The sequence below is a fragment of the Luteibacter jiangsuensis genome, from assembly GCF_011742555.1.
Classification (GTDB): Bacteria; Pseudomonadota; Gammaproteobacteria; order Xanthomonadales; family Rhodanobacteraceae; genus Luteibacter; species Luteibacter jiangsuensis.
In genome coordinates this window covers 239,513-266,030 of record NZ_JAAQQR010000006.1, presented here as the reverse complement: position 1 = coordinate 266,030, position 26,518 = coordinate 239,513, and the positions used below count along the sequence as shown (strand labels likewise).

General features: G+C 66.9%; 32 protein-coding genes, 2 tRNA genes and 1 other RNA gene. 23 read left to right on the top strand and 12 right to left on the bottom strand.

Annotation, left to right across the window (positions count from 1 at the left end; all coding sequences use genetic code 11):
* Positions 1 to 16: 16 nt before the first annotated feature.
* Genes HBF26_RS14660 through dnaQ form a run of 3 tightly spaced genes read left to right on the top strand, consistent with a single transcriptional unit; the run spans position 17 to position 1,892 of the window.
* Entirely contained in the window at positions 17 to 709 is a 693-nt protein-coding gene (locus tag HBF26_RS14660; protein WP_167127993.1) for a methyltransferase domain-containing protein, read from the top strand.
* Positions 710 to 717: 8 nt separating this feature from the next.
* The gene (rnhA, locus tag HBF26_RS14655) at positions 718 to 1,173 is read left to right on the top strand and encodes a ribonuclease HI (protein ID WP_167127990.1); all 456 of its coding nucleotides are present in this window, start codon (positions 718 to 720) and stop codon (positions 1,171 to 1,173) included.
* Positions 1,170 to 1,892, top strand: a complete 723-nt coding sequence (gene dnaQ, locus HBF26_RS14650; RefSeq protein ID WP_167127987.1) for a DNA polymerase III subunit epsilon — start codon at positions 1,170 to 1,172, stop codon at positions 1,890 to 1,892. The genes rnhA and dnaQ overlap by 4 nt, the downstream gene beginning before the upstream one ends.
* 19 nt (positions 1,893 to 1,911) lie before the next feature.
* Here dnaQ and HBF26_RS14645 read toward each other — a convergent pair whose 3' ends face one another.
* Entirely contained in the window at positions 1,912 to 2,616 is a 705-nt protein-coding gene (locus tag HBF26_RS14645) for a PP2C family protein-serine/threonine phosphatase (protein WP_167127984.1), read from the bottom strand.
* A gap of 146 nt (positions 2,617 to 2,762) precedes the next feature.
* Between HBF26_RS14645 and HBF26_RS14640 the strand changes: the two genes are divergently transcribed.
* Positions 2,763 to 2,852: transfer RNA gene (locus HBF26_RS14640), tRNA-Ser, on the top strand.
* A gap of 65 nt (positions 2,853 to 2,917) precedes the next feature.
* Here HBF26_RS14640 and HBF26_RS14635 read toward each other — a convergent pair.
* Both HBF26_RS14635 and HBF26_RS14630 read right to left on the bottom strand, forming a co-directional pair.
* Positions 2,918 to 3,394 carry a GNAT family N-acetyltransferase gene (locus HBF26_RS14635; protein ID WP_167127981.1) on the bottom strand — a complete coding sequence of 159 codons (477 nt, stop codon included), beginning with the start codon at positions 3,392 to 3,394 and terminating at the stop codon, positions 2,918 to 2,920.
* Positions 3,395 to 3,419: 25 nt separating this feature from the next.
* A complete protein-coding gene (locus tag HBF26_RS14630; RefSeq protein WP_167127978.1) occupies positions 3,420 to 3,899 on the bottom strand; it encodes a cupin domain-containing protein in 480 nt (159 codons plus the stop codon).
* Between the two features lie 800 nt (positions 3,900 to 4,699).
* Between HBF26_RS14630 and HBF26_RS14625 the strand changes: the two genes are divergently transcribed.
* Positions 4,700 to 4,993 carry a hypothetical protein gene (locus tag HBF26_RS14625; RefSeq protein WP_167127975.1) on the top strand — a complete coding sequence of 98 codons (294 nt, stop codon included), beginning with the start codon at positions 4,700 to 4,702 and terminating at the stop codon, positions 4,991 to 4,993.
* 3 nt (positions 4,994 to 4,996) lie between these two features.
* Here HBF26_RS14625 and HBF26_RS14620 read toward each other — a convergent pair whose 3' ends face one another.
* Complete coding sequence (locus HBF26_RS14620; RefSeq protein ID WP_167127972.1) at positions 4,997 to 5,278, bottom strand: hypothetical protein; 282 nt, start codon at positions 5,276 to 5,278, stop codon at positions 4,997 to 4,999.
* A 165-nt stretch (positions 5,279 to 5,443) separates the two neighbouring features.
* Entirely contained in the window at positions 5,444 to 5,686 is a 243-nt protein-coding gene (locus HBF26_RS14615; RefSeq protein WP_167127969.1) for a hypothetical protein, read from the bottom strand.
* A gap of 184 nt (positions 5,687 to 5,870) precedes the next feature.
* Between HBF26_RS14615 and HBF26_RS14610 the strand changes: the two genes are divergently transcribed.
* The 4 genes from HBF26_RS14610 to HBF26_RS14595 are packed head-to-tail and all read left to right on the top strand — an operon-like array spanning position 5,871 to position 8,770.
* A complete protein-coding gene (locus HBF26_RS14610; protein ID WP_167127966.1) occupies positions 5,871 to 6,032 on the top strand; it encodes a hypothetical protein in 162 nt (53 codons plus the stop codon).
* Between the two features lie 43 nt (positions 6,033 to 6,075).
* The gene (locus HBF26_RS14605; protein WP_167127963.1) at positions 6,076 to 6,984 is read left to right on the top strand and encodes a YihY/virulence factor BrkB family protein; all 909 of its coding nucleotides are present in this window, start codon (positions 6,076 to 6,078) and stop codon (positions 6,982 to 6,984) included.
* A gap of 48 nt (positions 6,985 to 7,032) precedes the next feature.
* Positions 7,033 to 8,319, top strand: coding sequence for an Nramp family divalent metal transporter (locus HBF26_RS14600; RefSeq protein WP_167127960.1), 1,287 nt, complete (start codon positions 7,033 to 7,035; stop codon positions 8,317 to 8,319).
* A gap of 46 nt (positions 8,320 to 8,365) precedes the next feature.
* Positions 8,366 to 8,770, top strand: a complete 405-nt coding sequence (locus HBF26_RS14595; RefSeq protein WP_167023331.1) for a DUF6165 family protein — start codon at positions 8,366 to 8,368, stop codon at positions 8,768 to 8,770.
* A gap of 119 nt (positions 8,771 to 8,889) precedes the next feature.
* Here HBF26_RS14595 and HBF26_RS14590 read toward each other — a convergent pair whose 3' ends face one another.
* On the bottom strand, positions 8,890 to 9,891 hold the full coding sequence (locus HBF26_RS14590) for a glycosyltransferase family 9 protein (RefSeq protein WP_338039683.1): 1,002 nt from the start codon (positions 9,889 to 9,891) through the stop codon (positions 8,890 to 8,892).
* 121 nt (positions 9,892 to 10,012) lie between these two features.
* Here HBF26_RS14590 and HBF26_RS14585 point away from each other — a divergent pair, with 121 nt between their 5' ends.
* The 8 genes from HBF26_RS14585 to HBF26_RS14550 all read left to right on the top strand — a co-directional run bounded on the left by HBF26_RS14585 (position 10,013) and on the right by HBF26_RS14550 (position 15,160).
* The gene (locus tag HBF26_RS14585) at positions 10,013 to 10,741 is read left to right on the top strand and encodes a 3-deoxy-D-manno-octulosonic acid kinase (protein WP_167127955.1); all 729 of its coding nucleotides are present in this window, start codon (positions 10,013 to 10,015) and stop codon (positions 10,739 to 10,741) included.
* Entirely contained in the window at positions 10,738 to 11,496 is a 759-nt protein-coding gene (locus tag HBF26_RS14580) for an MBL fold metallo-hydrolase (RefSeq protein WP_167127952.1), read from the top strand. Before HBF26_RS14585 ends, HBF26_RS14580 begins: the two co-directional genes overlap by 4 nt.
* Before the next feature lie 181 nt (positions 11,497 to 11,677).
* Positions 11,678 to 11,768: transfer RNA gene (locus HBF26_RS14575), tRNA-Ser, on the top strand.
* A gap of 212 nt (positions 11,769 to 11,980) precedes the next feature.
* Positions 11,981 to 12,077, top strand: an RNA gene (ffs, locus tag HBF26_RS14570) — signal recognition particle sRNA small type.
* A gap of 76 nt (positions 12,078 to 12,153) precedes the next feature.
* Positions 12,154 to 13,857 carry a DNA polymerase III subunit gamma/tau gene (gene dnaX / locus HBF26_RS14565; protein ID WP_167127949.1) on the top strand — a complete coding sequence of 568 codons (1,704 nt, stop codon included), beginning with the start codon at positions 12,154 to 12,156 and terminating at the stop codon, positions 13,855 to 13,857.
* Complete coding sequence (locus HBF26_RS14560) at positions 13,854 to 14,177, top strand: YbaB/EbfC family nucleoid-associated protein (protein ID WP_167127946.1); 324 nt, start codon at positions 13,854 to 13,856, stop codon at positions 14,175 to 14,177. Before dnaX ends, HBF26_RS14560 begins: the two co-directional genes overlap by 4 nt.
* 19 nt (positions 14,178 to 14,196) lie before the next feature.
* Positions 14,197 to 14,799 carry a recombination mediator RecR gene (gene recR / locus HBF26_RS14555; RefSeq protein WP_167127942.1) on the top strand — a complete coding sequence of 201 codons (603 nt, stop codon included), beginning with the start codon at positions 14,197 to 14,199 and terminating at the stop codon, positions 14,797 to 14,799.
* Positions 14,800 to 14,815: 16 nt separating this feature from the next.
* Positions 14,816 to 15,160, top strand: coding sequence for a histidine triad nucleotide-binding protein (locus HBF26_RS14550; protein ID WP_167127940.1), 345 nt, complete (start codon positions 14,816 to 14,818; stop codon positions 15,158 to 15,160).
* A 66-nt stretch (positions 15,161 to 15,226) separates the two neighbouring features.
* Here HBF26_RS14550 and HBF26_RS14545 read toward each other — a convergent pair whose 3' ends face one another.
* From HBF26_RS14545 to HBF26_RS14530, 4 genes are read right to left on the bottom strand one after another with little or no spacing between them, the layout of a single operon-like run.
* The gene (locus tag HBF26_RS14545) at positions 15,227 to 15,829 is read right to left on the bottom strand and encodes a Slp family lipoprotein (RefSeq protein WP_167127937.1); all 603 of its coding nucleotides are present in this window, start codon (positions 15,827 to 15,829) and stop codon (positions 15,227 to 15,229) included.
* A 41-nt stretch (positions 15,830 to 15,870) separates the two neighbouring features.
* Positions 15,871 to 17,862: a transglutaminase TgpA family protein gene (locus HBF26_RS14540; RefSeq protein ID WP_338039682.1), complete on the bottom strand. Its 1,992-nt coding sequence runs from the start codon at positions 17,860 to 17,862 to the stop codon at positions 15,871 to 15,873.
* Positions 17,859 to 18,815 carry a DUF58 domain-containing protein gene (locus HBF26_RS14535; RefSeq protein WP_167127934.1) on the bottom strand — a complete coding sequence of 319 codons (957 nt, stop codon included), beginning with the start codon at positions 18,813 to 18,815 and terminating at the stop codon, positions 17,859 to 17,861. The genes HBF26_RS14540 and HBF26_RS14535 overlap by 4 nt, the downstream gene beginning before the upstream one ends.
* Positions 18,815 to 19,753 carry an AAA family ATPase gene (locus tag HBF26_RS14530; protein WP_167127931.1) on the bottom strand — a complete coding sequence of 313 codons (939 nt, stop codon included), beginning with the start codon at positions 19,751 to 19,753 and terminating at the stop codon, positions 18,815 to 18,817. The genes HBF26_RS14535 and HBF26_RS14530 overlap by 1 nt, the downstream gene beginning before the upstream one ends.
* A 5-nt stretch (positions 19,754 to 19,758) precedes the next feature.
* Here HBF26_RS14530 and HBF26_RS14525 point away from each other — a divergent pair, with 5 nt between their 5' ends.
* Positions 19,759 to 21,384 carry an ArnT family glycosyltransferase gene (locus tag HBF26_RS14525; RefSeq protein ID WP_167127928.1) on the top strand — a complete coding sequence of 542 codons (1,626 nt, stop codon included), beginning with the start codon at positions 19,759 to 19,761 and terminating at the stop codon, positions 21,382 to 21,384.
* Here the strand turns inward: HBF26_RS14525 and HBF26_RS14520 are convergent.
* The gene (locus tag HBF26_RS14520) at positions 21,381 to 21,965 is read right to left on the bottom strand and encodes a Maf family nucleotide pyrophosphatase (RefSeq protein ID WP_167127925.1); all 585 of its coding nucleotides are present in this window, start codon (positions 21,963 to 21,965) and stop codon (positions 21,381 to 21,383) included. The two genes, HBF26_RS14525 and HBF26_RS14520, sit on opposite strands and share 4 nt — an antisense overlap.
* 10 nt (positions 21,966 to 21,975) lie before the next feature.
* Complete coding sequence (locus HBF26_RS14515) at positions 21,976 to 22,422, bottom strand: hypothetical protein (protein WP_338039681.1); 447 nt, start codon at positions 22,420 to 22,422, stop codon at positions 21,976 to 21,978.
* A 157-nt stretch (positions 22,423 to 22,579) separates the two neighbouring features.
* Here HBF26_RS14515 and HBF26_RS14510 point away from each other — a divergent pair, with 157 nt between their 5' ends.
* The 5 genes from HBF26_RS14510 (at position 22,580) to fabG (ending at position 26,375) form a co-directional block, all read left to right on the top strand.
* The gene (locus HBF26_RS14510) at positions 22,580 to 23,095 is read left to right on the top strand and encodes a YceD family protein (protein WP_167023373.1); all 516 of its coding nucleotides are present in this window, start codon (positions 22,580 to 22,582) and stop codon (positions 23,093 to 23,095) included.
* An 18-nt stretch (positions 23,096 to 23,113) separates the two neighbouring features.
* Entirely contained in the window at positions 23,114 to 23,308 is a 195-nt protein-coding gene (gene rpmF, locus HBF26_RS14505; protein ID WP_090054210.1) for a 50S ribosomal protein L32, read from the top strand.
* Positions 23,309 to 23,441: 133 nt separating this feature from the next.
* Positions 23,442 to 24,410 (top strand): beta-ketoacyl-ACP synthase III, encoded by a 969-nt coding sequence (locus HBF26_RS14500; RefSeq protein WP_167128065.1) that lies wholly within the window; start codon positions 23,442 to 23,444, stop codon positions 24,408 to 24,410.
* A 255-nt stretch (positions 24,411 to 24,665) separates the two neighbouring features.
* Complete coding sequence (gene fabD / locus HBF26_RS14495) at positions 24,666 to 25,610, top strand: ACP S-malonyltransferase (RefSeq protein ID WP_167127922.1); 945 nt, start codon at positions 24,666 to 24,668, stop codon at positions 25,608 to 25,610.
* 21 nt (positions 25,611 to 25,631) lie between these two features.
* Positions 25,632 to 26,375, top strand: coding sequence for a 3-oxoacyl-ACP reductase FabG (gene fabG / locus HBF26_RS14490; protein WP_167127919.1), 744 nt, complete (start codon positions 25,632 to 25,634; stop codon positions 26,373 to 26,375).
* Positions 26,376 to 26,518: the final 143 nt, after the last annotated feature.

Genomic DNA, 26,518 nt, shown 5'->3' with positions numbered 1-26,518 from the left:
GTTAGACTGCGAGCCCATGGCCCCGTTCTCCCCGGACATTTACGCCACGCCCCAGGTCGGCAAGCTGCTGGCCGACGAGGCGCGCGCACTGGCACCCCTGCTGGCGCGGTGCACGGGCGAGCATGGCCTGCATCTCACCGCCGCCGCGCAGGGCGAGCCGCCCGCTATCCCGCTGCTGGGCCACTGGGCCACGCTCCGGGTGTCCGGGGCGGCCCTGGGTGGCGATGTCCGCGCGAGCGGCCTGGAGGCCCTCCCGTTCGCCGACGAGGCCTTCGGCGTGGTGCTGCTGCGCCATGCCCTCGAAACCACGGCGCGCCAGGACAACCTTCTGGACGAAGCCATCCGGGTGCTGGCTCCCGGCGGCATGCTGGCCATCACCGGTATCCATCCGCTCGGCCTGTGGTCGCCCTGGGTGGCAAAACAGAGCCGGGGCGTGCGGCCGCGCCTCACCTGGCCCTGGTGGTGGAGCCAGCGCCTCGTGCGCGACGAATTCGAGCTGTCGATGCCGCGCCGGGTGGGCAGCGCCTGGCCGCGCGCGGGCGGTGCCGCCGTCGGCGAATCGCTGGTGGGGGGCGGATACATGCTGGTGGCGCGCAAAAAACGTCCCGCGGCGGTACCCTTGCGGCCCCGTGTCGCCGCCGTGCCCGCGCCCATTCCCGGGACGCTGGCTTCGAGCGCACGCCGCAATGCCCGCGAATCGATCACCTGAAGTAGTCCATGACAGATACCGTTGAAGCGTTCACCGATGGCGCATGCCTCGGCAACCCCGGGCCGGGTGGCTGGGCCGCACTGCTTCGCGCCAAGGGCATCGAGAAGATGCTCTCCGGCGGCGAGGCCGAAACCACGAACAACCGCATGGAAATGATGGCGGCCATCTCCGCGCTTGAAGCGCTGACCCGCCGTTGCAACGTGCATCTCATGACCGATTCGAAATACGTGATGCAGGGCGTGCAGGAATGGGTGCCCAAGTGGCGCCGCAACGGCTGGAAGACGGCCGACAAGAAGCCGGTGAAAAATCAGGATCTCTGGATCCGCCTCGACGAGGCCGCCGCCGCGCACACCGTCACGTGGGAATGGGTGAAGGGCCACAATGGCCACATGGAGAACGAACGCGTCGACGTCGCCGCGCGCGACCAGGCACTCATCTACAAGGCGAAAGGGAAGGTGGCATGAGGCAGATCGTGCTCGATACGGAAACCACGGGTCTTGAAGCGCATCTTGGTCATCGCCTCATCGAAATCGGCGCGGTCGAGATGATTGGCCGCCGCCCCACAGGGCGCACGTTCCACACTTATCTCAACCCCGAGCGCGCCATCGACGAAGGCGCGCGGGAAGTCACCGGCATCCAGGACGAGTTCCTGCTCGACAAGCCGTTCTTCCGCGACAAGGTGGACGAGTTCCTCGACTTCATTCGCGGCGCGGAACTGATCATCCACAACGCCGCGTTCGACGTGGGATTCATCAACGCCGAACTGAAGCTGGCCGGCGCGCACTACGGCCAGGTGACCGACCACGCCACCGTGCTCGACACCCTGCTGATGGCACGCGCGATGTATCCAGGCCAGCGCAACAGCCTCGACGCGCTGTGCAAACGCCTGGGCGTGGACAACACGCACCGTGACCTGCACGGCGGCCTGCTCGACGCCCAGCTGCTGGCGGACGTCTATATCGCGATGACGTCGGGCCAGGTTGCGCTGGACTTCGCTTTCGACGCCTCAGCCGACGATCGCGGCGCGAACATCCTCGGCGACATCGTCATCACCCGGCGTCCGATCGTGCTGCGCGCCACCGACGAAGAGCTGACGTTGCATGCGCAACGCCTCGACGCCATCGACAAGGCGGCGGGCGGGCAGAGCATCTGGCGTCGCTTGGAATCGGAAACGGTGCACTGATCCGGCCGTGCCGGATTGATCACCCGGCAACGCGAAGCAGGATGGCCGTGATGTTGTCCCGGCCCTGTCCGGCCAGCGCTTCCAGCAGCAGGTGATCCACGCACTCCTGCGCGGCGATGTCGGTGCGCGCGACGATCTCGCCGATGCGCCGGTCGTCCACTTCGTCGGTAAGCCCATCGGTGCATAGCAGCAGCCGCGCGCCGGCGGTGAGTTCCCCGCGCGCCAACCCGATATGCAACTGGTCCGGCGAGGTGATGCCCAGCGCCTGCGTGAGCACGCTGCGTTGCGGGTGGATGCGCGCCTGTTGCTCGGTGAGTTCGCCGGCCTCGACCAGCGCCTCGACGATCGAATGGTCATGGGACAGCCGCTGCAAGCCGCCGTCCCAGCGATAGATGCGGCTGTCGCCGACCCAGGCCGCCTCGTACTGGCGCCCGGAAACACGCACGGCAGCGATGGTGGTGCCCATCGGCCGCGATTCCGAAAGGCCGCTGGAGCGCGCGATCAGCGCCTCGTTCACCCGCTGGATGGCGTCCACCAGCGACTGCCCGGCCGCCACCTGGGCGACCACGCCGTCGCGCGCCGTGGCCGAGGCCACTTCGCCGTGCCGATGCCCACCCATGCCGTCCACCACCAGGAACAAGCCCAGCCCGGCATCGGCGTAGTAGGTGTCTTCGTTACGCGTGCGGCGAAGCCCTGTATGCGTGCCGTGTCCGAACTCGATCATGTGCGCCTTGGAAATGCATGGGGAAGGGCGCCACCGGCGCCGGATGCCCCGGCAGGATGCCGCATCGAAACCCTGTTGTCACGGCAGGGAAGACCCACTATGATTGCGGGCCCGGCCGGGCTAAAACCCTGCCGTCGACCGTTCCCGGAGAGGTGGCAGAGTGGTCGAATGTACCTGACTCGAAATCAGGCGTACGTGTAAGCGTACCGTGGGTTCGAATCCCACCCTCTCCGCCAGAAATAGCAAGTCACGAGGCCCCGCAGCGATGCGGGGCCTTCGTTTTTTACGCCCTTTCCGAGAATCAGAGCCTCTTGCCCATCGCGCTGTTGGCATTGTCGTGCGCGCGGCCGCCGAGGGACAGCACGATATATTCCCCTTCGTCGCCCATACCTCGGGCCGTCTCGATGAAACCGTGCGCGTGGTAGAACGCAATTGCCGTCTGGTTGCGGCTCAAGCATTTCAGCCGGTACGCCCGGTCTGGCCATCCGGGCAAGGCTTGTAACAAGGCACGGCCAAAACCCCGGCGCATCTGGCCAACATCGACGAACAGATGATGGATGAAGTCGTCCGGCTCCCATACCGAGATGAATCCGGCGATCCGATCGCCTGCCTCCGCCACGAAGACGCGTTCGCCTTCGGTCTGGGGGTCGAAGTCTTCGAGATGGAACGCGTCCGGCGGTTGCCAGTCGAAGGTCTGTCGACGAACGGAATGAAAGAGTTCGCGAAGTGCCGGCAGGTCGGCCGGGGTGGCGGGGCGGATTTGGCGGGTTCCGGTCATATTTCACTGTATTCCGGAACAACCCTCAATAAGGCGTTCCGTCCTTATGAACGAACCGCCAGCCATCGGCAGTGCGCTGCGCTTCGAGATCGTCTCGCGGATAGCTCACCGCATCGCCGTCTTGCCGATCGCCCACTTCCAGATACGTCGCGTCCGCATCCGAGCGATTCACCAGGTGGTGCGCGGTTCCGTTGCGTGCGAAGCCGGCGCACATGCCCTGTGTGAGTATGGTCTCTCCGGCGTCGTGGATCAGGACCAATTCGCCCGAAAGTACGATGACGAATTCGTCTTGAACCGTGTGGCGATGATGAAGTGCGGAGATGGCCCCTGGTGGCAAGGTCACGTGGTTGACGCCGAAACTTCGCAATCCGAAGAGGTCGCCGAGCGGGCGCTTGGTCCTGCCGGCCATCATGGAAGCGAAGGGTTCGGGATAATTGGATGGCTTGGTTCGTGGCGGAGCGTGCTCGGCCTGAATGGCGGCGGGGGAAGGTAACGGGTCGGACATCAGTCATCTCCTGCGTACCCTCGGATTTTAGGCGCATCGCGGACGCAGGCAGGATTCGCCCCTGGATTTTCCTTTCTGTGCGTGGCCGCCGCAGGTTCTTGGAATGAACAGCGCACGATCGTTCAGCGGCCAGCTGGAGTGCGGAAACCGCGCCGAAAGGCTCACGCGATCAGATGGGCTTCGTCCTCTGGAGAAGCCGATGTCTGCCTATTTTCGCTCGTCGTTAGTCTGCCTGACGCTCCTTGCCACCGGCTGTGCACCCGTCCCGCCGCGCCCCGAACGTGTGGTCGTGGTTGAGCGGCCTCCGCGCTCCTACGTGGTTCATGTCACGCAAGAGCCGCCCAGAGAGGTCGTCGAGGTGGAGCCGCCGCCGCGGGAAGGCTGGGTTTGGGCGCACGGGTACTGGCGATGGGACGGGCGAGGCTATGTGCGCGTTCCGGGGCATTGGGAGCACGTGGTCGCCGGTCGTCACTACGTCCACGCCTATTGGGAGCATCGCGACGGGCAGTGGTGGTTGCATGAGGGTTATTGGGCGCCCAATTGATAGCGAACGCGCGGGACGGATCACGTGCCGAGGGTTCTCGTTGCAGGGAAGCATGGTGACGCAAAGTGACCCTCTTCGGAGGCTATCTGCCACGCAGCGTCATCGTGTCCGTGGAGGCGGGGATTTGGATCGAAGCGATGACGACGTTCGCATTGGCATAGCGGTTGCAGTTTCCCAGGGAAACAGGACAGCGAGCCCGTCCAGGGGGAAGGCGCATGCGTTACCAAAGGTTTTCTGGCGTGAAGAAGGCATTCTGATGCGGTTCGCGCACGTCGTGCCGTCACCTGGTCCTGGTGCCTCCATCTTCTCGTCGGTGATCGCCGAGGAGGCCCTGGCCCTGAGTGCGGCGTTCCTTGCTCAGGATGTGGAGGAAATGAGGTTCAGAACCACCTTGTTGCTCACCTATGCCCTCGATACGGGCCAGACGTCATTGACGGCGGCGGCCTCCACGCTGTTGAAGCAGGTATCCGAGGGCACGACGGTCGGCCAGCACCTGGCCGACGCGTTCGAGCAGGTGATCGCTGCCGCCGCGGACAGCCTGGCGGCGTGAAGATCACCGCTGGTTCTTCGTAATGGCATCCACCAGCCGCAAAATGCCCTGCGCCGATTGCAGGCAAGCCAGTTCGGGCGACGGGTCCTTGGCGTCCACTCTCTTCATGAGTTCGATAGCCTTGTGCGAAAGCTCGTCAAAGCCATAGCGCCTCGCGCGCACGGCAATCGAGCAAGCGCGGAAGCGCACCTCGTCGAAGTCGTGTTTGCGCGCGGCCTCGTCGAGCGCGGACGCATCCAGGATCAGATCCGTCCAGGCAATGATCCATTCCGTCGACGCATCCATGGCAGGTCCCTTTCGCTCTGCTGAAGGGACTAATGATCGCGGCGGTCGGTGAAATTGCCGAAAATGTGCCTTTCAGGGCGTCGGAAGCGTTCAGCCAAGGGAAGGGCGCGGGCATCGACGATGTGCAGCCTGTGTGCAGCCGTCGTATGCCGGCCGACGACGGCTTCAGGCTTCGAGCGGATCGTCGCCGTGCAATTCGTCCATCCATCCGCGTCTGCGATGGAGGGCCCATTCCACCTGCGCGGCGAAGGACGCCTCGATGGGGGCGCCCTGGTCCATGGCGGCCAGCTGCGGCCCCGAAATGGTGCCCAGGTGCTGGGCTTGTTCTTCGTATCCGGCCAGACCCTCGCGCTGGAGTTGCGTGAGAACGGCGCGGAGATTGACGTGGCGAGCGTGCTGGATGGGCATGGCCGGGTCCCTGCCTTGGGTGATCCTGAGAGTCGGCAGGCGCCGCCGGAACTTGAGCATCGTCCATGGCCGCTTTGTGAGTGCCGCCATGACGCGGGCGCGACGGTACACCGAGTCGGCGGCAACGACGCTGACGGGGCCTCGGCGGTTGCCGATGCACGTTTCTTGCACATGGGAGCCACTAATGAACGAGAAGTCCCGCGAGCATCGCCCGCAGTCGGGCGACCGCAACAACAACTATGTCGCCGAGGGCGACCAGCCCGTGCACAAGGACAGGGACAGGAAGATCAAGGAGGGCGAGGAGAAGATGGAGAAGCTGCGCAAACGCGACGAGGGCATCCGCTGAGCGGAATGACGTCACTTGAAGAACGGCCGGACGGAAAGGAACGATGGGAGTACTAAGTGGCATCAAACGGACGATCGTGTCGGCCGTGGAAGGCTTCAGCGACGACGAGTTGATGACACGCGCGGCGGCGTTGTCGTTTTATGCCGCACTGTCGTTCGCCCCCTTGCTGCTGCTTCTGGTGTGGCTCGTGTCCATGCTGCATCCGGCATGGCAGGGCGAGCTTTCCGAGGCGCTGGCAGGAGTGGTGGGCGAACGTGCGGCCGAGGCGCTGAATGTCGTGATCGAAAGCGCGAAGTCGCACCCGAAACTGGGTGACCTGGCAGGAATCATCGGCATCGGTGTGACCCTGTTCGGTGCGTCGGCCGTGTTCGCGCAGTTGCAGGCCACGCTGGATCGCGTGTGGCGCGTGAAGGCCAAGCCGGGCGAGGCGGTCGGGGCGTGGTTGCGCGCGCGTGCGCGGGCGTTCGCCTTGCTGGGCGGCATCGCTTTCATGATGATCATTTCCTTCCTCGTCAGTGCACTGATCCAGGCGCTGGTGCGGGGCGAAGGCATGGTGTGGAAGATGGCCGAGTACGCGATCTCGGTGCTGGTCTTCGTCACCGCGTTTGGCGCGATGTACAAAGTATTGCCCGACGCGCTCATCTCCTGGAGCGAGGCGCTCATCGGCGCGGTGCTCACGACGGTGCTCTTCCTCGCCGGGAAGTACGCCATCGGCCTCTATATCCAATACGCAAACGTTGGCGGCGCCTACGGCCCGGCCGGGGCCTTCATCGTGCTGCTCACCTGGACGTACTACTCGTCGATCATCGTGCTCATGGGCGCGGAGTTGACCCGTGGCGTGGCCGACGCAAGAGGCAAGCCCATCCAGCCCAGCGAGCATGCCGTGCGCATTGAGGCCGCGCCTGCGGAGCTTCCCGACGACGAGCCGGGCCAGCCGGCAGGGCGGCTGTAGTATGTTGGTGGCGGGCGGCGCCCCCCACGTCGCCGCGGGACATTAAGCATGCTCCAGAAGGTGTCACCGGAGCCGCGCGAAGAACCGGCCATGCGCGAGGTGCTCGACGGGCGCCGGCAGGGCCTTGCCGGTTTGATGCCTTTTGCCGGCCCGGCCGTCGTGGTGTCCGTGGCCTATATCGATCCGGGCAACTTCGCCACGAACATCCAGGCGGGTGCGCGCTACGGGTACGGGCTGCTCTGGGTTGTCGTGCTCGCCAACCTCGTCGCCATGCTGTTCCAGAGCCTCTCGGCGCGGCTGGGCATCGCCACCGGCCGGAACCTCGCGGAACTGTGCCGCGAGCATTTGCCAAGGCCGCTCGTTTACCTCATGTGGGTGGTCAGCGAACTGGCGGCCATGGCCACCGACCTCGCCGAATTCCTGGGCGGCGCCATTGGCCTGGCGCTGCTGTTCGATCTGCCGTTGCTGGTGGGCATGGGTATCACGGCGGTGGTCACGTACGCGCTCCTGCTGCTGGAAGGCAAGGGTTACCGGCGACTGGAACTGGCCATCGGTGCGCTGGTGGGCGTCGTCGGGCTGTCCTACCTCGCGGAACTCTTCATCGCGCCCATCGGCTGGAAGTCGCTCGGGCAGCAGATCTTCGTTCCCAACCTGCCGGACAGTGCGGCCCTCGCCATCGCGGTGGGCATCATCGGCGCCACGGTGATGCCGCATGCGCTGTTCCTCCACTCGGGGCTGACCGAGCGGCGCGCGCGGCCGAAGACGACGGACGAGCGCCGCCGGATCATCCGGCTGTCCAACCTGGAAGTGGTGCTGGCGCTTTCCGTGGCGGGGCTGATCAACCTCGCGATGGTGATCATGGCCGCCGGCGCCTTCCACGGCAGCCATCCGGACGTGGCGAAGATCGAAACCGCCTACCAGACCCTGGTGCCGCTGCTGGGTGGCGCGGCCGCCACGATCTTCCTGGTGTCGCTGATCGCCTCGGGCTTTTCCAGCTCCGTCGTGGGCACCATGGCCGGCCAGATGATCATGCAGGGCTTCGTGGCCTTTCGCATTCCCCTCTGGCTCCGCCGCTCGATCACGATGCTGCCCAGCTTCGCGGTGGTCGTCGCGGGCGTGGACGCCACGCATGCGCTGGTGATGAGCCAGGTGGCCCTGAGCATCGCGCTGCCGTTTCCCATGGTCGCGCTGGTGTGGTTCACCAGCCGCAGCGATCTCATGGGCCCCTTCCGGAACCGGGTGCCGGTTACCGTCGCGGCCGTGGTGGCGGCCCTGGTGGTGCTGGCGCTCAATGTCGTGCTGCTGCTCGACGCCTTCGGCATGGTCTCGCTCTGACGGCCAAAGCTGCTAACCTCCCGCGCCTGACCGACCGGAGATTGCCATGAGCCTCATCCAGACCCCCGTTTCCTACGGCGAACTGATCGACAAGATCACGATCCTGCGGATCAAGCTGCAGGAGATCAAGGACGAGGCCAAGCTGGCCAACGTGCGCAACGAGCTGGAACTGCTCGAGGCAACGTGGAGCAACGACAAGGCGTCCGAGGTGGACATCGCCGACGAAACGCGCCGTCTGCTGGAAGTGAACCAGCGTCTGTGGAAGATCGAAGACGACATCCGCATGAAGGAGCGCGCGCAGGCGTTCGACCAGGAGTTCATCAAGCTGGCCCGCTCCGTCTACATCGAGAACGATGAGCGCGCGGCGATCAAGCGCGAGATCAACGTGAAGCTGGGCTCCACGCTGGTCGAGGAAAAGTCGTACCAGGATTACCGCGCTCCCGGCGTCTGATCTCCGGACAGATGGTGCTTTGTGTGGGAGCCGCTTCAGCGGCGATGGGTGCTCGCGGCAAGATGGCCCGCTGCCGCGGGATCGCCGGCACAGCCGGCTCCCACAGGTGCCGTCGTCATTTAGCCATGCAAGCGCAGTTGCAAGTGCGCCGCGCAGGCCTCGAAGCGGTCGATCATCTCGTCCACCTGCACCAGGTCCATGACCCCGGGTTTCTCGATCTTCGTGCCCCAGGGAATCTCCGAGGCCGGCTTGCCCAGGAACTTGCGCGAGGCCTCGTCGTACTTGTCCACGCACCAGCGGCGGTCGGAGTAGGGCCCTGAGCGGTTCGGGTTGCTGGCGGCGTGCAGGCCTAGCACCTTCACGCCCGCCGCGTTGGCCATGTGCATCGGCCCCGAATCCGGCGTGAGGATCATCGCGCTGCGTGCAAGCAGCGCCATGAAGCGCTTCAGCGTGTCCTTGCCGGTGAGGTCGAGCGGCGCCTGCTGCACGGCCGCCAGGATGGCGTCGGCCAGCCCGCGTTCCGCCGCGGAGGGTCCGCCCACGAGGGCCACGCGCATGCCACGCGCCATCGCATGGTCGATCAGCGCCGCATAGCGTTCCACGCGCCAGTTGCGCACCGTGTGGCTGGACATCGGGCTGACCAGCAACGTGGGCGTGTCGCCGGGCAGCTGTTCCGCCGCCCAGGCATGCGCCTCGTCCGGCACGGGAATGTCCCAGCGCACCTCGGTCTGTTTCAGGCCCAGCGGTTCGATGAAGCTCGCCATGGCGTCCAGCACGTGCTCTCCGCTGCGCGCCGGAATCCGTTCGTTCACGAACAACCCATGCAAGTCCTTCGACCGGGCCCGGTCGTAGCCTATGCGTCGATCCGCCTTCACGGCGAGGCTGAGGAGGTTCGAACGCAAGGCCACCTGCATGTGCAGGAGGGCGTCGAAGCGCCGGCCAGCCAGCGCGTCGCGCACGGCCTTCACGCCGGCGCGGCCCGCACCCTTGTCGAACGTGACGAACTCCACGCCCGGAAGGTCGCCGACGAGCTTTCGCTCGAGCTTGCCGACGATCCAGGTGATCCGCGATTCCGGCACCTGCGACTGCAAGGTGCGCACCAGCGGGACAACGTGGGTCACGTCGCCGATGGCCGACGTGCGGAGGATGCAGAGGCTGGAGGCTCCCGGCGGGAGTGGGCGGCTTGGTAGACTGGGCACGAAAGGGTTACCGGATGGGTAGGCCGCGGAAGGCGGCCGGCAAATGACAGAGCAACGAGTGGATCAGGGCGCGGGCGGTACGATTCTGTTCGACGCGGCCCGTGCACCTCAAGTCGACGCCGACTGGTTCTCGCCCCATCGCTGGCGCGAGCGCGGTGCGCTGCGGTCGCAGCCCGGCGGCCGGGGTGGGGTGGCCATCATCGAAACCCCCGCGGGCGAAGCGGTGCTCAGGCATTATCGCCGCGGCGGCATGGTCGCGCGCCTCTTCGGCGACCGCTACCTCTTCACGGGCGGCGACCGCACCCGCAGCGCGCGCGAGTTCCGCTTGCTGGCGGAGCTGTCGCGGCAAGGCCTTCCCGTGCCGGCGCCGATCGCATCGCGCTACGTGCGCGAGGGCCTTCGTTATTCGGCCGATCTCATCACGGCCTTCATCCCGGATGCCGCCACCCTGGCCGAGCGCCTTGCCGACGGCGCCATGAACGCGGCGCTGGCCGGCCGCGTCGGCGCCACCATCGCGCGGTTCCATCGTGCCGGCGCATGGCATGCCGACTTGAACGCCCACAACATCCTGGTGCACGGTGGCGACACCTATCTCATCGATTTCGACCGCGGGCGCCTGCGCCGGCCTTCGGCGGGCTGGCGCCATGCCAATCTCGCCCGGCTGAAGCGCTCGCTCGTGAAGCTCGGTGCACGCGACGCCGCGGGGGACACGTTCGATGCCGAATGGTGGCCGGCGTTGATGGAACACTACGAACGGACCCTGCGCGAATGAGCTGGCATCTGCACTTCCTGGGCGCCGGCGCTGCGCACGCGCTTGAACTCGGCTCGTCGGCGGCGGTGCTCGAGCGCAACGGCAAACCGGTGCTCCTGATCGATTGCGGTCCGGACACGCTGCACCGCTACATGGCGGCTTACGGCAGCCTGCCGCCGGCGCTGTACGTGACCCATGCGCACATGGATCACGTGGCCGGCATGGAAGGGCTGTTTTTCCGCTCATGGTTCGACGAGGCGCACCGTGGCCGCATGAAGGTATTCATGCATGCGGCGCTGCTGCCCTGGTTGCAGGCCAGGGTCGCCGACTACCCGGGCGCGCTCGCCGAGGGCGGTGTGAACTACTGGGAGGCCTTCCACCTCATTCCGTGCACGCGCGGTTTCTGGCATGCGGACCAGTGGTTCGACCTGTTCCCGACGCGCCACCACGTGCACGGCACGTCGTACGGGCTGGCGTTACGCGGCAGCTTCGTCTACACCGGCGACACGCGGCCGATTCCCGAGGTGCTGGCCGTCCACGGCGCGAATGGGGAACTCATCGCGCACGATTGCGGCGTGATCGGCAACCCGTCGCACACGGGCGTGGACGATCTGGAGCGCGAGTACGACGAGGCATTCCGGCTGCGCATGGCGCTCTACCACTACGGCGGCGTGGCCGATGGCGAGACGCTGGAGTCGCGCGGCTATCGCATCGTCCGCCCAGGCGAGCGGCTGGCGTTGCCCGAGCCGCATCCGCCGGGCCCCACGGCGGGTTAAACCGCTTTGTGCGAGAGCCGCCTCAGCGGCGATGGGTGCTCGCGGCAGGGTTGCCCGCTGCCGCGGGATCGCCGGCGCAGCCGGCTCCCACAGAGTCATGGCGCTTGTCTCGCCCATCCCTCCCGGTTATCCTTCCGCTTCTTTGCCGGACAGGAAGCCGGGGAAGAGGTTGTACCAGTGCGGAGAGGTGTCCGAGTGGTTTAAGGAGCACGCCTGGAAAGTGTGTATACGTTAATAGCGTATCGCGGGTTCGAATCCCGCCCTCTCCGCCAGTTGTAAGATTCAGGTCATCCCGACGCTGCGGCTCCGCGAAACGAAGCCTCGACGTGGGGGCGGGATTTGAACCCGCGCGGGTTCGACAAATTTGTCTGGAACAAATTTGGTCGGCCGCAGGCCGACCCCGGAGCGAAGCGGAGGGGCGAGGGCAGGATAGCCCGAGCAATCCCGCCCAGCGCGAGCAGTACAACAAGTTTTATGGTGGCCCTGTCGGTCCCCCCGCGACGATAGCCCGCAAACCCCGCCAGGTCCGGAAGGAAGCAACGGTAGCGGACGATTCGGGTGCCGGGGTGTGGCTGGCAGGGTCATCGCCTTTCGGGGGCGAGCTTTCCCACCCCTCCGGTCCTTGGCACAATCCACTGTCGTCCCAAGGTACTACGCATGTCCTATCAGGTCCTCGCACGCAAGTGGCGCCCCCGCAAGTTCGCCGAACTGGTGGGCCAGGAGCACGTGGTCCGCGCGCTCACTAACGCGCTCGACTCCGGGCGCATGCACCATGCCTACCTCTTCACCGGCACGCGCGGCGTCGGCAAGACGACCATCGCGCGCATCTTCGCCAAGTCGCTCAACTGCGAGCGCGGTGAATCGGCCGATCCCTGCGGCGAGTGCGCCGTCTGCACGGCGGTAGACGCCGGCCGCTTTGTCGATCTTCTGGAAATCGACGCGGCCAGCAACACCGGCGTGGACGACGTGCGGGAAGTGATCGAGAACGCGCAGTACGCGCCGTCGCGGGGCCGTTTCAAGGTGTACCTCGTCGACGAGGTGCACATGCTGTCGAAGCCCGCCTTCAACGCGCTGCTGAAGACGCTGGAAGAGCCGCCGCCGCACGTGAAGTTCCTGCTCGCCACCACCGATCCGCAGAAGCTGCCGGTCACGGTGCTCTCGCGCTGCCTGAAGTTCAACCTGAAGCGCCTGCTGCCCGACCAGATCTCCGGACAGATGCGCCATATCCTCGGCGCCGAAGCCATCGAGTACGAGGACGAGGCGATCGCCGCGCTCGCGCATGGCGCCGACGGCTCGCTGCGCGACGGTCTTTCGCTCCTGGATCAGGCCATCGCCTATGGCGGTGGCGCGCTGCGCGCGGCCGACGTGCGCGCCATGCTCGGCAGCGTGGAGCGCGGCCAGGTGCTGGGCGTGCTGGAAGCCCTGGCCGCCGGCGACGGTGCCGCGCTCATGGCGGAATCCGATCGCATCGCCTCGTTCTCGCCCGATTTCGGCGGCGTGCTCGACGACCTCGCCACGGTGCTGCATCGCGTGCAGTTGATCCAGCTGGTGCCGGGGTACCGCGGCGAGGAGGCCGACGCCGGTCTTGCCGATCTTGCCGCGCGCCTCTCGCCGGAAGACGTGCAGCTCTATTACCAGATAGCCACCAGCGGCCGCCGCGAACTGCCGTTGGCGCCGGATGCGCGCATCGGTTTCGAGATGGTGTTGCTGCGCATGCATGCGTTCCGTCCGGCGGAAGCCGGGCAGGGCACGGCGGCACCCCGTGCCGCCGGCGTAGCGCCGCAGCCGCGCCCGGCACCGCCCGCGGGGGCGCAAGGTTCGGATCGATCCGCCCCCGGTGCCGCTGGCGGCCCGCCATCGTCGCGTACCGCGCCGGCTGCGCCACCTGCTTCGCCGAGGCCTGCCGCCGGGCCTGCGCCCGCACCCGCTGCACCCGCCGCTCCGCCGCGTCCCATTGCCACGGGCGCCAACGGTCTTCCGGACTGGCACGACATCGTGGAGCGCGCGAACCTGCGTGGTCCCATCGGGCAGCTGGCGCAGAACTGCTCGCTGCGCGAGATCGAGGGGGAGACCATGGTGCTGGCGCTCACGCCTTCGCACATGCACCTCGCCGTCGAGCCGCTCACCAGCCAGATGGAAGAGAAAGTCTCGCAGGCCCTCGGTCACCGCGTTCGTTTCCGTTTCGTCGCCGACCGGGGCAACCTGGGCACGCCGGCGGAGCGCAGGGCGCAGGCGGCCAGCGACGCGCAGGCCAATGCGGAAGCCTCGATGGAAGCCGACCCGCTCGTACAGACGCTGAAGCGCGAATTCGACGCGCGCGTCATTCCCCAATCGATCAAACCCGTGGAGCCAGGAACGTGAAAGGTCAAATCGGTCAGCTGATGCAGCAGGCCCAGCGCATGCAGGACGAGATGAAGCGTGCGCAGGACGAACTCGCCAAGACGGAAATCACCGGCAGCGCCGGCGGTGGCCTCGTCACCGTCACCATGACGGGCGGCCACGAAGTGCGTTCGGTGCACATCGACCGCCAGGCTTTCGCGGACGATCCGGAGATGGCCGAAGACCTCGTCGCCGCCGCCGTGAACGACGCCGTGAACAAGATCGCCGAACTCAGCCGCACGCGCCTTGGCGGCGTCACGGCCGGGCTCAACCTTCCCCCCGGTTTCAAGATGCCGTTCTGACGAACGGTCGCCGTCCACAATGAGCAACGGCTCCCGCCTACTCGGCGAACTGATCGACGCACTGCGCTGCCTGCCCGGCGTGGGCGCGAAGAGCGCGCAGCGCATGGCTTTCCACCTGCTGGAACGCGAGAGGCAGGGTGGCTTGCGCCTCGCTTCGGCGCTCGAATCGGCCATGCGCGACGTCGGCAATTGCACGCGCTGCCGCAATTTCAGCGAAACGGCGGTGTGCTCGCTTTGCGCCAGTGCCAGTCGCGATCGCCAGGTGCTGTGCGTAGTGGAGTCGCCGTCCGATCTCGCCGCGATCGAGCAGGCCACCGGCTACCGGGGGCACTATTTCGTGCTGCTGGGCCGGTTGTCGCCGCTCGACGGCCTGGGCCCCGACGAACTCGGTCTGCCCCTCCTGGCCGAGCGCCTCGCGGAGGGCGACGTCGAGGAAATGATCATCGCCACGAATCCCACCGTCGAAGGCGAAGCCACTGCCCATTACATCGGCCAGCTCGCGAAGGCCGCGGGTATCCGCGCCACGCGCCTGGCCCACGGCGTGCCGTTGGGTGGCGAACTGGAATTCGTCGACCGCGGCACGCTTGCCCATGCATTCGGAAGCCGGCAGTCGCTCGGCTGACCATCGAGGAATCAGGATGACAGACACGATTTTCGCCAAGATCGTTCGCCGCGAAATCCCCGCCGACATCGTCTATGAAGACGACGACGTGCTGGCCTTCCGCGACCTCAACCCGCAGGCCCCGGTGCACGTGCTGTTCATTCCGAAGCGGCCCATCGCCACGCTGGACGACGCGTCGCCCGGTGATGCCGAACTGCTCGGCAAGCTGTTGCTCGCGGCCGCGGCATATGCGCGTGCGCAGGGACTCGCAAAAGACGGTTACCGCACGGTGGTCAACACCAATACCCACGGTGGGCAGACGGTGTTCCACATCCACGTGCACCTCCTGGCCGGACGCCAGATGCACTGGCCGCCGGGCTGAGAGGCGCATAGCCGCCTTTCCGTATACGCCAAAAAAAAGCCGGCATCGAAGCCGGCTTTTTTTGCATCACTTGCGAGGCGGGGGAGGTACGTGCACCGGCCTCGGCACGATGATCGTGCGCGGACGGTACCAGAACGGGTCGCCCCACGGACCGTAACCATACGGGCCCCAACCCGGGCCCCAGCCCGGACCCCAGAACGGATCGTAGAAACCTGGCGGGTAGCGGTTCACGGGAACGCGCTTCGGCCAGAGATAGACGACGTCGGCCTCGACGCGCGGATAGGCGTAGTCGAAGTCGCCGACCTTCTGCGTGACCGCGCCACGCAGCGTGCCGGTGACGGTGATCTCGCGGCCGCGGACGAACACTTCCGGATCGTAGAAGCCGTCGCGGCAGGCGACGAAGCGGCCCTGGCTCTCGTTCTTGCTTGCGGTGGGCCGCGCCTGGTCGTCGAGGGGTTCGGACAGCACGAAGAAGCAGGTCTGCTGCGGGCCCGGCTCGGTCTTGATGATCTCGCCACCCCAACGCACCTTGGCACCCGGCGCGCCGCCCTGTTGGGCACCGGCCGTGGATACGTCGTTGAACTGGCCCTGCAGCGGCTGGGGCACCGTGGCGCAGGCGCCGAGTGCGAGAGTCGCCGCAGCGATGGCCAGCGGTTTGTACATGGACATGTCACGTCTCCTGAATACCGGGCACGGCCGATACCATGCCCTTATTTGACCACGCGGCGCGCCTTGAATTCCTTCACCTCCCGTCGAAACCGGATGACCGATTCAGGCGGCGGTTCGTCATGCCCGTAGCGCGATCTTAAGTAAAGCTCGCCCAACCTTTCCAATGCATTTCTCTGTCCCGGCAGTGCCCGCGCCGCGCGTGCAAGGAAATGCTTCGGTCCTTCACCTGTCCTTCGCACCACGCCGACCCGGGCAAGCTTGCGCTGAAGCCGGCGCATCGACGCGTCGAGGCCATCGCCCTCGCGGGGCTGGAACAGGGCCCAACCCAATGCCACGGCGACCAGCAAGGCACAGCCGACGGCAAAGATCGCGACCAGCTCCGACGCCTCCGCGCGTGCGATGCCGAACGGCTGCAGCAGTCCCTGCTGACGCAACGCGTCGAAACCGATAACGCCTCGGTTCCACCATTGGTTGACGACGTCCCAGCGGTCGCGCAGGTTGCGCACCCAGGCCATGTCGAACAGGCCGTCGTCGCCTCCGTGCCCGGCGTTCGCGGCGGCGGCGCCGAGTTGCACGCGCTCCGGGCGCACTGCCGCCGTCGGATCGAAGCGAACCCACCCGCGCCCCTCGAGCCACACCTCCGACCACGCATGCGCGTCGGAGCGCCGCACCAGCAGGTAGCGCGCGTTCGCGTTCCAGTAGCCGCCCTGGTACCCGGTGACCACGCGGGCGGGCAGGCCGGCGGCGCGCATGAGGAAGGTAAACGTGGACGCGAAGTGTTCGCAGTAGCCCTCGCGCGTTCCGAACAGGAAATCGTCGATGCGGTCCCGGCCCAGCGGCGGGGCCGCGAGCGTGTACGAGAAATCGGCGTGGAACATGGCGAGTGCGGCGCCGGCGATGGCTGCGGAATCGTTCCCGAAACGCTGCGCCCAGGACGAGGCCAGCGCGCGTGCGCGGGGGCCGACTCCCGCGGGCAACAACAGGTTCTCCCTGCGCACGTCGTCGTCGAGCGTTGCCTCCAGCCGGTAGCGCGTGGCGGCAAGCCCCTGAAACGAGGTGACTTCGTCGATCCGCTTTTGCGCGAGCACCGTGTGGTCGGCGCGCATCGTGGTGTCGGGTGGGGCCGCCATCGGCAGGTCGAGCATGGGCACGACGCGGTCGTGCGTGGGCTCGACCGACACCTCGTAGACCGTCTGTGTACCGTATTCGGCCGGGGCAGGCGGACGGCGTGCACTGCGGAATCCGGGTGCCCAGGCCTTTCCGTCGAACCATTGCATGGTGAACGCACGGAAGTAGCGGTCGGCGTTCGCCGGTGGCGGGCCCGCGAAGGTCACGCGAAGCGCCGGCGTATCGTCGGTCATCAACTCCATCATGTCGCCGGGAGCCAGACGGTTGGAAAGCCCCGTGGTGCTCGCGGCATTTTGCGGTGCTCCCCATAGCGGCGTACTGAGCCGCGGCACGAAGAGGAAGGCGAACAGCGAGAGCGGCACGGCGGCGAGCAGGGCGAGCAGCACGGGTTTGAATTCGCTCGCCAGGCTCGTGCCCGGCTCGATTTCTTCCAGCGAGCGCAGTGTCGCCAGCGCAGGAACGATGCCGAGGCACACGAAAAAGCTTGCGACCAGCCCCTGGTCGAACAGCAGCGCGCTCATCAGCGCGAAGCATGCGAACGCGATGCCGACACGGGCGTCGCGGCGGTGCTCGCTTTCGAGCAGCTTGAGCACGAGGAGGCCTACCGCGAAGGCGCTGCCGGGTTCGCGCCCGAACAGCGTGCCGTTCTGCATCACGACGGCGCCGAGCAGCAGGCCGATGAGGGGCAGCTTGATCCAGGCAGGCGCGTTTCTTCCTCCGCGGCGGCGCTGCCGCCAGCGCGCGGCAAGCACGACGGCGAGCGCTCCGGTGAGCCACGGCGGCAGGTGCGCCGCATGCACGAGCAGCACGAACGCCATGGTGATGCAGAGCAGGTCGAATGCTCGCTTGCCCAGCGCGGGGTCGGTCGTCGGCGTCCGCCGGAGGGAAGGGCGAAAGCCGGTCACGGCCGCAACGCCAGGGCGGTCATGCAACGGTGGTAGTGCTCGTCTCCCTGTGCCACGTCGAAATAGGCGTCGGGAAGGCGCAGGCTCCAGCGCCGGCCGGCCTCGCGTGCCTCGTCGATCCAGCGGGTGAGCCGCGCGATACGCGACTCGTCATCGAGGCCATGCATGCCGTCCCAATCCAGCCTCCAGTCTTCCTGCGGCGCGGGCTGCTCCAGATCCTTCACTAGCAACCCGTGGTGGCGGGCACTGAGTTTCCAGGCAATCTGCCTTCTCGGATCGCCCGCACGGTATTCCCGCAAGGCCGCCGGTTCGTCACCGGGACGCGGGCGGCCGCGGTCGGTGTCGCCGCTCGGCTCGAAGGGCTTCGGGCCGAGTGCCTCGGGGCGCGGATACACCAGCACGTTGCGATCGGGATGCAGCCAGCTCCAGGCCCTGAACAGACCGAACGGCCAGCGACTGTGCAAGCGCATGCGCGGAAGGGCGAGCCATCCGCGGAATTCCGTCGGCAGTTCGAATTCCACGGTGGTCGTGCCCCCGTCGGGAACGACGAAGGCGAATTCGCGGCCCGCGACGTCCAGCCTCACCGCCATGCGTTCGCGTTGGCTGGCGGCCACGTCGATCGAGACGCGAACCGATTCGCCCGCGCGTGCGGTGCCGGCGCGCACGCCGCCGATGGTCAGGCCGTTGAGCACGCGGAAGGCGACCAGCATGCTGCCCGATGCCGCCGCGCCCAGCAGGCAGGTCAGCATCAACGCGGCGTTGTTCGCGTAGTTCAGTGCGCCGACCAGCATCACTGCGAGCAGGACGGAGAAGCCCATGCCGAAACCGGTCGGCACGATGTAGATGCGCCGCCGGTGCAGCAGGATGGGCAGCGGCTCCGCCTGGCGAAGCCGGGTCAGCGATGGCAGGCGGCGTTCCGCCCAGGCCACCAGCCGCTGTACATGCGGCGGCATCAGGGCACCGCGGTCTCGGCGAGGATGGCTCGCGCGATGGCCTCGCGATGGCTGCCTCGCGCCGGCACGAGGCGATGGGCCGCGGCGGGGACGAACACCGTCTGCAGGTCTTCGGGAATGACGTAGTCGCGACCGCTCACCAGCGCCCATGCGCGCGCCGCCGCCAGCAACGCAAGGCCTGCACGCGGGGACAGGCCCACGCGCACGTCGTTGTGCTTGCGGCTGGCGCTCAGCAGAGCCTGCAGGTAGTCGAGGAGGGTACTGCTGGCCTTCACCGCCTGGGCCGCCGCGTGCAGCTGGGCGATTGCAGCCACATCCAGCCGGGGTGCGAGCGTGGCCATCATGTCGCGGCGGTCTTCGCCCGTGAGCAGGGCGCGTTCGGCGGCGGGGTCCGGATAATCCAGGCTCAGCCGGAGCATGAAACGGTCCAGCTGCGAATCCGGCAGCGGGAACGTGCCCGCCAGATCGAGCGGATTCTGTGTGGCGACCACGAAGAAGGGCTTGGGCAGTTCGTGGGTCACGCCATCGACGGTCGTCTGTCCCTCCGCCATCGCTTCGAGCAGTGCGCTCTGCGATTTGGGCGTGGCGCGGTTGATCTCGTCGGCGAGCAGCAGGCTGGTGAAGATCGGGCCGGGATGGAAGCGGAACTCTCCCGTCTCGCGCTCGTAGACGCTGACCCCGATAATGTCGGACGGCAGGAGGTCGCTGGTGAACTGGATACGCTGGAACTCGAGGTCGAAGGTGGCAGCCAACGCATGCGCCAGCGTGGTCTTGCCGACGCCCGGCACGTCTTCCAGCAGAAGGTGCCCGCCGGCAATGAGGCAGGTGAAAGCCAGCTTCACCTGGCGTGGCTTGCCCAGCAGCACGCCGTTGACCTGGGCCAGGGCGGCATCGAGCCGATGGCGCAGCATTTCATCGTGGAGTGGAGTTGCGGACATGATCGATGCGTATGCCCCCCGGCCTGGCCATATCGATGGGTGATCGCTCGAGTGTAGCCGCGCCTGCGCGATTGTGGCGAGGCATCTTCCTCACCGTGTTCGTCGCATCGTGCGTGGCGAAACTTTTGATAGCGTGCACGTTGTCGCCTTTCGGTGACGAAGCATTCTATTGGCAGGAAAGCCTGTCCCCCGCGTGGGGGTACAGCGATCTGCCGCCGCTTACGGCGTGGCTCATCGCGGCATCGGAAGCCATGTTCGGGCACGGCCTGTTGCCCATGCGCCTGCCGTTCCTGCTTCTGGGCGCCGCGCTTCCCTGGCAAGTAGGGGCGATGGCAGCGCGCTACGGTGGCGAACCGGCACGTTGGCAGGCCGCCACCTTCGCGTCGCTGCTGCCGCTTGCGGGCAGCCTCGGGGTGATGGCGCTGCCGGACGTACCGCTCACGTTCGCCACGCTGCTCGCGCTGCAGGGGCTGCTGATGGCGCTCGACACCGATCGCTTGCGTGGCTGGCTGCTGCTGGGCCTTGGTCTTGCCATCGCGTGGATGACGCACTACCGCGCGGCGATGCCGATGCTTGCCGGCCTCGCGTTCCTCGCGCTGACACCGCGCGGGCGGCTGCAGTGGCGACGTCCAGGCTTGTGGATCGCCATGGGCATCGCCTCGCTAGGGCTCGTTCCGATCATTCTGTACAACCTGGGCGCCCATGGCGCCGGTCTCGCCTTCCAGTTGGTGGATCGCAATCCCTGGCGGTTCCACGCCGATGCCCTCGTGCAGCCGCTGGAACAGGCCGTGGCATGCACGCCGATCGCCTGGGTGGCGATGCTCTGGGCGATCGCAAGGGCATGGCGTCGCCGAACGGAGACACCGCTCGATGCGCTCGCGGTCGTCGCCGGCACCTTCGTCGTCGCGTACTTCGTCCTCGGCCTGTTCGCAGACGACCTGCGCTTTCGCGCGCATTGGCCACTGCCCGGTTACCTCGTGGCGTGTGTGGCGCTACCGCTCGTACTGCGCGAGGCGCGAAGCGCCTGGAGACGCACGGTCCATGCCGGATTCGTGCTGGCGGGGTTGGGTCTCGCCGCGGGGTTCGGGTATCTCGGTCTTGCCGCGTCGGCGCATGGTGCCGCCGTTCTCGCCGGCGTGAAGGCGTTCCCCACCAATTTCACCGGCTGGCGCGAGAGCGCGGCGGCCAGTCGCGACGCATTGGCTACGCGGCCGGGAGCCATTCTTGTCGCCGACAATTTCATGCTTGCGGCGGAGCTGCGTTTCGCGCTGGGAGCGTCACGCACCGTGTATTCGCTGGACAGCCCGTTGAACGTGAAGCACGGACGGGCGCCGCAACTCGCCGCCTGGGGCCTGGACGAAGACGGCCTCGCGAAACATGCGGGCGACGCGATCCTGCTGGTGGTCGACGAGTCGAAGCTGCACGACATCGAGGCGCGCGACTGGCTCGGCTCCACCTGCGCACGGGTGGAAATCGTCGCCCCCGTGGCGCGGGTGCAGGCCTTCGACGGGCGACGCCGTTTCGCGTTGTACGAGGGCAGGGCACGGGCCACTCGCGGCGTGCCCGGCAACCCCGACGATTGCGTGGTGTGGATGGCGGCCTATCGAGCCTCGCTCGCGAATGGCCCCTAGGGAAGCACCACTCCCGCCGCGCGCAGCAGTCTCGATGTGGCGATCAGCGGCAAGCCGACGAGTGCCGTCGGGTCTTCGTTCTCGATCCTCTCGAACAGGGCGATGCCAAGCCCCTCGCACTTGAAGCTTCCGGCGCAATCCAGGGGCCGTTCGCGTTCGATGTAACGCTGGATGTCTTCGTCGGACAACTCGCGAAAGCGCACCCTGGTTTCGTCCACATGGGTGGTCGCATCGCCGTGCAGGTCGATCACGCATACCGCCGTGTGGAACACGACATCGCGGCCCGAACTGGCCGCCAGCTGTTCGTGAGCCGCCCGCACCGTGCCCGGCTTGTCCAGGATCCGCCCGTCCAGGTCGGCCACCTGGTCCGAGCCGATGACGACGGCGCCCGGGAACTGGGCCGCCACGTCCCGCGCTTTCGCTTCGGCCAGCCGCGCGGCGCGAGCGGCGGGCTGTTCGCCTTGCCAGGGAGCCTCGTCGGTGCCGGGCGCGGCCTGTTCGAAATGGTCGAGCAGGCGACGGAGCAGGGCGGCGCGGTAGTGCGAGGTGGAGGCGAGAACGACGGTGGGTTGCGGCGACACGCTAGGATCCCTAGAAGTCTTTGTGGATGTGTTCGCGGACGGCGGTATCCAGTGCGGTCTGGGCGTCGTCGAGCGCCCGCAGCCTCGGTTCGAGCTGGTGCCGGGCGCGCACGAGGGCGTCCACCGCGTCGTCCAGCTCCCTCTGGCTCGCCGCCGGGGCGCGGTCGCGGATCCAGAGGCGCTGCTGGAGCAGGGCGCGGAGCCCCGAATCGACGGCCTGCTGCGCCTCCAGTTCGCCCGAGGCGGGCACGTCCGGGCTGACCGACATGACGGCGTGCGCGCGCTGGAGGCGGTCGCGGCAGTCCTTGAGATCGGACTCAAGCCGGTCGGCGTTGTCCATCAGGTCTTGCAGGGCCCCATGCCTCCGGCGCGAACGTTGATGGCGCAGCGTCCACGCGCACAGGACCAGCGCTATCGCTACCGTGCCCGCAAGTGCATAATAGGCAAAGGAAAACACGCGTGATCTTCCCCTTCATGGGCACCGGGCCGCAAACCGGGCGCAGGAAGGGCAGTCTGCCCGAAAGTCATCGTGCCGCGCAAAAGCGTCGGACATGCCTGTCGGCGCCCTCTAACCGGTTGACTTCAGGCATGTTGATGCCTACCATCTCACGATTATGTCCGTGACATTGCCATCGTCCGTGGACGCTTGGCGCGAGGTTCGTGCGCGGCGTTCGTTCCAGGGTCAGCTTCCCGTTTCGGCGTTTTCGCGCCTGGGTGAAGTGGTTGCGTCTCCCGAGGGGGTCGTCACCTATGAGCTGGATTTCGGCCGCGACGAATTCGGTGTGGCCTACGTGGCTGTACGCGCGAAGGCCGGGTTGACCCTCATCTGTCAGCGCTCGCTGGAACCATTCCAGTTGCCGGTGGAAGTCGATGCCCGTCTCGGACTGATCGTCGAGGAAAGCGAGGAGGCGTCGTTGCCTCCGGGTTACGAGGCACTGCTGGTCGAACAGGACGGCAAGCTCGATCCGATCGCGACCATCGAGGACGAACTTCTGTTGGCGCTGCCGCTGGTTCCGGTGAATCCGGACCACGAACTGCCCGACGATGTCACTGGTTCCGGCGGGGACGACACGCTCCCGCAGGAAAAATCTGAAAACCCGTTCGCGGCACTCCGCGGACTCATTAAGTAATTTCGCTGGAGATTTGTCATGGCCGTTGCCAAGAGCCGCAAGACCCCGTCCACCCGCGGCATGCGTCGTTCGCACGATGCGCTGAAGTCCGTGCAGCTGTCGACCGATCCGACCAGCGGTGAAGTGCACCTGCGTCACCACGTGACCAAGGACGGCTTCTATCGCGGCAAGAAGGTCATCGACACCCGCGGCGCGGTCGAAGTCGAGGACTGATCTTCCCCCTGGGGACGATCACAACGCAGGCGGCGCGGCAACGCGCCGTTTTGCATTTGTGGCATACCGTTTTTCCGGCCCCGGGCCGCTCATGCCGTCCGGGTGAATCCTCCGTCTCATTGGGGATACGGTTCTGAAATACGCCCGCATCATCGGTACCGGCAGCGCGCTTCCCGAGAAAGTGCTGACCAACGCCGACCTCGAAAAAATCGTCGATACGAGCGACGAGTGGATCCGCACGCGCACCGGCATCACCGAGCGGCACATCGCGGCGGAAGGTGAAACCACCGGCGACCTCGCCTTCCTCGCTGCCCAGCGCGCGCTGGAGGCGGCCGGGGTGAAGGCCTCCGAGATCGACCTCATCATCGTCGGCACCACCACGCCCGATCTCATCTTTCCCTCCACCGCCTGCCTCGTCCAGCATCGCCTGGGGGCGAATGGCTGCGCCGCCTTCGACGTGAACGCCGCCTGCTCCGGCTTCGTCTACGCGCTTGGCGTCGCCAATGCGTTCATGCGCAGCGGTCAGTCGAAAAAGGCCCTGGTCATCGGTGCCGAGACGCTTACCCGCATGGTCGACTGGACGGAGCGCGAGTCCTGCGTGCTGTTCGGCGACGGCGCGGGTGCCGTGGTGCTCGAGGCCTCCGCCGAGCCCGGCATCTTCACCACCCGCATGCGCGCGGACGGCGGTTTCAAGCATCTGCTGTTCAATCCCGTGGGCGTGTCGGTCGGCTTCAAGGACGAGCCGAATCATGGCGTACGCATCAGCATGCTCGGCCGCGAAGTCTTCAAGGTAGCGGTCAAGACGCTCGACGCGCTGGTGGGCGAGACCCTGGAAGACGCCGGCATGAAGGAAGACGAGATCGACTGGCTGATCCCGCACCAGGCGAACCTGCGCATCATCGAAGCGACGGCGAAGCGCCTGAACATGTCGATGGACCGCGTCATCGTTACGGTCGACAAGCACGCGAACACCTCGTCCGGCTCCGTGCCGCTGGCGCTCGACTACGCCGTGCGCTCGGGCAAGGTGCAGCGCGGGCAGAACCTGCTGCTGGAAGCGTTCGGCGGCGGATTCACCTGGGCCTCGGCACTGCTGCGTTATTGATTCGCTTCATGTGGGAGCAACTGTCTTTTTCAGAAGCCTTGCCCAGGCACAGAGGTTTCCCACGGGCATGTGCTTTGTGTGGGAGCCGCTTCAGCGGCGATGGGTGCTAGCCCCACGCTGGCCCGCTGCCGCGGCATCGCCGCTGAAGCGGCTCCCACAGGTATTCGGCGCGTGGCTACCAAACGCCCGCGAATGGTGCATTCGCCCCCGGCTTGCTGGCACCATGCGCGGTTTGAAGTCCCGGAATCGTCTCGCATGACCTCATCCAGTGCCTCGCTCGCCTTCGTTTTCCCTGGCCAGGGCTCGCAGTCCGTCGGCATGCTCGCCGAACTCGCGGCGGCGCATCCCGAAGTGCGCGCTGCCTTCGACGAAGCCTCCGAAGGCGCCGGCGTCGACCTCTGGTCGATCAGCCAGGACGGCCCGAAGGACGTCCTCGACAGCACCGAAAACACGCAACCCGCGCTCCTGGCCGCCAGCATTGCCGTCTGGCGCGTCTGGGCGAAGCGGGGTGGCCGCATGCCGGCACTGCTTTCCGGCCACAGCCTCGGCGAATACAGCGCCCTGGTTGCCGCATCGGCCCTTTCCCTGAAGGACGCCGCCGGCCTGGTGGCCGAGCGCGGCCGTCTCATGCAGGCCGCCGTGCCGCCGGGTGTCGGCACCATGGCCGCCATCCTCGGAGGCGACGATGCCCAGATCGCGCAGGTATGCGAGGAAGTGGCGCAGGGCCAGGTGGTGTCGCCCGCGAATTACAACTCCCCGGGGCAGCTCGTAATCGCCGGCCACGTCGAAGCCGTGGATCGCGCCCTGGCGCGCCTGGCGGAACTCGGGGTCAAGAAGGCCGTGAAACTCGCGGTGTCGGTGCCGTCGCACTGCATGCTGATGCGCGACGCCGCCGACCGCCTCGGCGAGCGCATGGCCGCCCTCGACTGGTCGCTTCCGTCGATTCCCGTCGTGCAGAACGCCGATGCGAAGGTGCACACGTCCATCGAGGACATTCGCGGCGCGCTGATGCGTCAGCTCTACCTTCCGGTGCGGTGGACGGAGTGCGTGCAGGCGCTCGCCGCAGCAGGAATCGTCCAGACTCTGGAATGCGGCCCCGGCAAGGTGCTGAGCGGGCTCGTCAAGCGCATCGACAAGTCGATCGACGGCAAGGCCATCGGCACGCCGGAAGAACTCGAAGCTGCCCTTGCCGCCGTCTGACCCTCACCGAAGGATATCCCCATGACCTCATCCCTGAAGGGCGAAATCGCCCTCGTCACCGGCGCCAGCCGCGGCATCGGCGCTGCCATTGCCGACCTGCTGGCCGAACGCGGCGCCACCGTGTACGGCACCGCCACCAGCGAAAGCGGTGCCAAGGCCATCGGCGAGCGCCTTGCTCCCCATGGCGGCCACGGCCGCGTGCTCGATGTCACCGATGCCTCGGCCATCGACGGGCTCGTCGATGCCATCGCCAAGGAAGCCGGTGCGGTTTCCATCCTCGTGAACAATGCGGGCATCACGCGCGACCAGCTCCTCATGCGCATGAAGGAGGAAGACTGGAGCGCCATCATGGAAACGAACCTCACGTCGGTATTCCGCACGTCGAAGGCCGTGATGCGCGGCATGATGAAGGCGCGCAAGGGCCGCATCGTCAGCATCGCGTCCGTGGTCGGCGTCACCGGCAATCCGGGGCAGGCCAATTACGCAGCCGCGAAGGCGGGCATCATCGCGTTCTCGAAATCGCTGGCCCGTGAGATCGGTTCGCGTGGGATCACCGTGAACGTGGTCGCCCCGGGCTTCATCGATACCGACATGACCCGTGCGCTGCCGGAAGAGCAGCGCACCGCGCTCCTGGCGGGCATTGCCCTGGGCCACCTGGGCGAGGCCAGCGACATCGCCGAGGCCGTGGCCTTCCTGGCGTCGCCGGCCGCCCGGTACATCACGGGTGAGACCCTGCACGTCAACGGCGGCATGTACATGCCCTGACCGGGGCACCCTCCGGAACCGCGGTAGTCGCCAGCGGCCCGGATTTGAGAGACAATCGCCATTTCGCGCCTCGACTTCATCGGCGGGGCGTCATCAACGTGATGGCGGCATGCTGGCGGGTACGGTCCTTAGCCACTACAATG